The sequence below is a fragment of the Gammaproteobacteria bacterium genome, assembly GCA_013003425.1.
In the GTDB taxonomy this organism is placed as follows: Bacteria; Pseudomonadota; Gammaproteobacteria; order Steroidobacterales; family JABDKV01; genus JABDJB01.
Window position 1 is genome coordinate 1 of the sequence record JABDJB010000097.1, and the last position, 3,346, is coordinate 3,346.

Genomic DNA, 3,346 nt, shown 5'->3' on the forward strand with positions numbered 1-3,346 from the left:
TAGCGATCCGGATCCAGGCGACGGAACACCGAGCGCGGGTCCTTGCGGTGGATGTTGCTGAACAGATCGCCCAGCTCTTCTTCCTGGGTGTCCATCTGTGCCGTCACCAGGTACTTGCCCTTGACCTTGCCCTTTAAGTAAAACGCCAGGCGACCCTCAACCAGGAAATCTTCCTGGTAGCGCTCGTCACCCGACAGCGGCTCCATGCTGCCCGTCAGATCACTGCCCGATACCGTCATGTCCGCCAGACCAACCAAAAACATGTGGCGGCCGGTGACGTCGACGTTCATAAAGCGATTCTGGCCATTGCCCTGGGCATCCAGAAAACCAACGGCCAACTGGTGCTTGCCAACCGGCATCAGGTATTCCACGGCGAAGCGGCCTTCGCGGTCCACTGGCAGGGGTTGACCGTTGATAACGAGATCAAGATTTTCCTGCACCCCGTGACCGTAAACGCGTACGCGACTGCCATACACGGGAATGTTTTGCTGCACCAAGTCATTCTGAGAATAGATTCCGACAAGACCTTCGCCAGAACGCCAGGTTCGCTGCCCGCTCGTCAGACGATTTTTCGCCGGGGCCTTCAGCGCAGATAGCGCTGCGTCCAGGTCACCTGCAACCGGCACTTCCTTCCCGCTGTCCTGATTAAGCAGGCGCATGTCAGCGCTCTCCAGCAACACCTGACCCGTGATGGACAGCTCAACGCGCCTGTTCTGGGCGCGCCCTTCGGCCGTCGCGTTGCTGGCGACCGGCTGTGCCGGCCCCCTGCCAATGGCCTGCACCTTGTTCGCGGAAACTCCCAGGCCTCGCGCCACGTAGTCTGCGACGCTGCGAGCGCGTGCCTCTGAAAGCACCTGGTTGTTGGCAAACTCTTTGCGGTTCTGCGGCGCAATACGAATATTATCCGTGTGTCCCACCGCAGTAACAGAGATGTTCGTAGCATCGCCCCAGCTGGCGATAATTGCATCGAGCCGCGCGCGATCCTCGTCGCTGAGGTTAGTCTTGCGCGTTCCGAATCGCGGTGTCAGCGTATAGTCACGCGACTCAACAGAAGGCGGACGCATAACGAGGACGTTTCCGGCCAGCGGGAGTTGCTCAGCCGGTGACCCCGGCCGCATCGCCACTCCCGAGTGCGAGCCGCTGTCGTCTGCGCCCGACTGCGTATACGCGAAGCCGCGCGCATCAACAATTTCGATGCACTTCTCGCCGGTCTCATCCACGCGACCTTCGGCGTCACTTGCACGGACGATGTACATCAGCTCATCGCCAGGCAAATAGTGCCGCCCGTCTTCCCGAACACCGTCCCAGCTAATGGCGTTCAACCCGGTTAGTGACAACGGCAGCCGCGCCAGGGGCGAAACCTTGTCGTCATCCTCGGCGTCATAAATGATCAGCTCTGCGGTATCGATGAAAGCCGGATAGTTGGTGTAAACCGTGAAGTTCACTGCGTCATTGATGCGGCCATCCCTTGCCGGCATCACGGACGGGCCCTGAACAGCAAGCCTTGGCTCAGCACTGCCGGGGTCTTCTGTTGCCCAGACTTTGCCCTGATTGGGCAGTGCCACGCCGAAGCGACCGGAAAGACCTGCGTGCTTTTTGTCGCGTGCCGCATATACCGTATCTGACTCGCCGTCGGCAGCCGGATCGCGCTCAATAATCTCTACAAGATAGCCATCTTCAGTGCGGCAGGTTTCGAGATCGCACATTTCCTGCGCATATGCAGGGCCGGCCACCAGTGAGAGTACGGCCAGTACACCGCGACTTGCATAGTGAGACATGGCGCTGCGCAACTGCGACACCCTGTCACCCGCTTTGGCTGCAGGGGCTATGGGCGACTGCGTTTTTATTTCTACTTGCTTCATAAATTCCTCGCCCAGATATTGCTGCAGGGCTCGGCGCACAGCATCCGCACGCTTGCCGGCGAGATCGGCAGCCTCCTGGCCCGCGTCCGCGCTACCCTTGATCGTCAGCGTTCCGCCGCCGTGCTCGCGCAGCTTGTCAGCAAGCTGCTTGATCACAGGCATGAACTCAGGACGCAGCTCAGCGCTCCCCTTCGTGAAGAAGAACTCGCTCAGCTTCGCTTCCATCGTTGTGCAACAACCAGTGCTGGCGCCCGGCAGACGGACACCAAAGTCGATACGGTTGAGCATGCCCTGGGTGATCCGCAGCACCCGCGGGTTCTCGGTCGTGAACTCAGCACCGGATGGCAGCGTCGCCGGATCGACCTTCAGGATGAAGTTGCGACCGCGCTCCATGAAACCGCCGTCAACACCCGCCAGATGGTAACGGCCATACTGATCGGTCTCGATCAGCAGGCCGGTGACCGTGGCCAGACGCACGCCTGGTATTCCTGCTTCGCCCTCGTCCTGCCAGCCGTCACCGTCAATGTCATTAAACACCTTGCCGACGATGGTGGTCTCGGAGAAGTCGGTGTCGCCGACAACATTTATGCTGGCGCTCGAGGTATTGCTGACCGGCGTGCCATTCAGCTGCGCCACTGCGATGTTCCGATAGGTGCCCGGCACGACGCCTGCGCCTGCACGCAGCACGTAGGTCAGGGTCACATTCGCTCCGGACGGTACATCGATGCCACCAAACACAATGGGCCGCAGCCCGCTCACGGTGACGGGGTTGCCATCAACGCGCGCCGAGTCCGCCACCAACACGAAGGCTGCCGGCGGCGTATCGACGATGTCGAGGCCTACTGCATCGAGCGGCCCCGGGTTATCAATGACTATCTGGTAGGAGGCAAATCCGCCAACCACGATCTCATTGGTCAGCGCGCGCTTGCTGACCGTGAGGCCGCTTACGGCATCCAGCGGAATGTGATTGTTGATCACGTCCGGATCGCCCGTTTCGAGCACGAAGCTCAGATAGTAAACGGTCGAATCAGCACCCGTTGGCGGTGTCGGCTGCAATGACACCAGGAACGGATCAGGTCCACCGGTCGGGTCAAGCGGTCCCGCTTCCGGCGGAATGAGTACCGAAGGCGCGTCTGCATAACCAGCCGGCGCTGCTACTGTCAGCAGGTAAGTCTCGCCTGATGGACACGCGGCATCGGCGTCAAGGTTGAGATCGAAGCGATAGAAGCCATCGACGTCTGTGACCTGGTTCTGCTGATCTGCCTGCAAACACACCGCAGGCAGCGCAGTACCAGCGCTGTTGGTGATGGTTACGATACCGCCCGCGAGCGCTGCTCGCGAAGTCGCATCATAAAGCACGCCGCTGGGGTCAACCGGCAGATTCTGATCAAGCACCGTGGTGCCGGCCGGCAGCGTAATGTTGTCGATGCTGTTCCAGAAAGCATTGCTGGTTGGGTTGCGTAACACCAAACCGTAGCCGCTGC

At 60.3% G+C, this 3,346-nt stretch carries 1 protein-coding gene; it reads right to left on the reverse strand.

The window, feature by feature from the left end:
• A partial coding sequence (locus HKN06_13525) for an OmpA family protein (GenBank protein NNF62332.1) occupies window positions 1–3,329 on the reverse strand: 3,329 nt, incomplete at its 3' end.
• Between the last annotated feature and the right edge of the window lie 17 nt (window positions 3,330–3,346).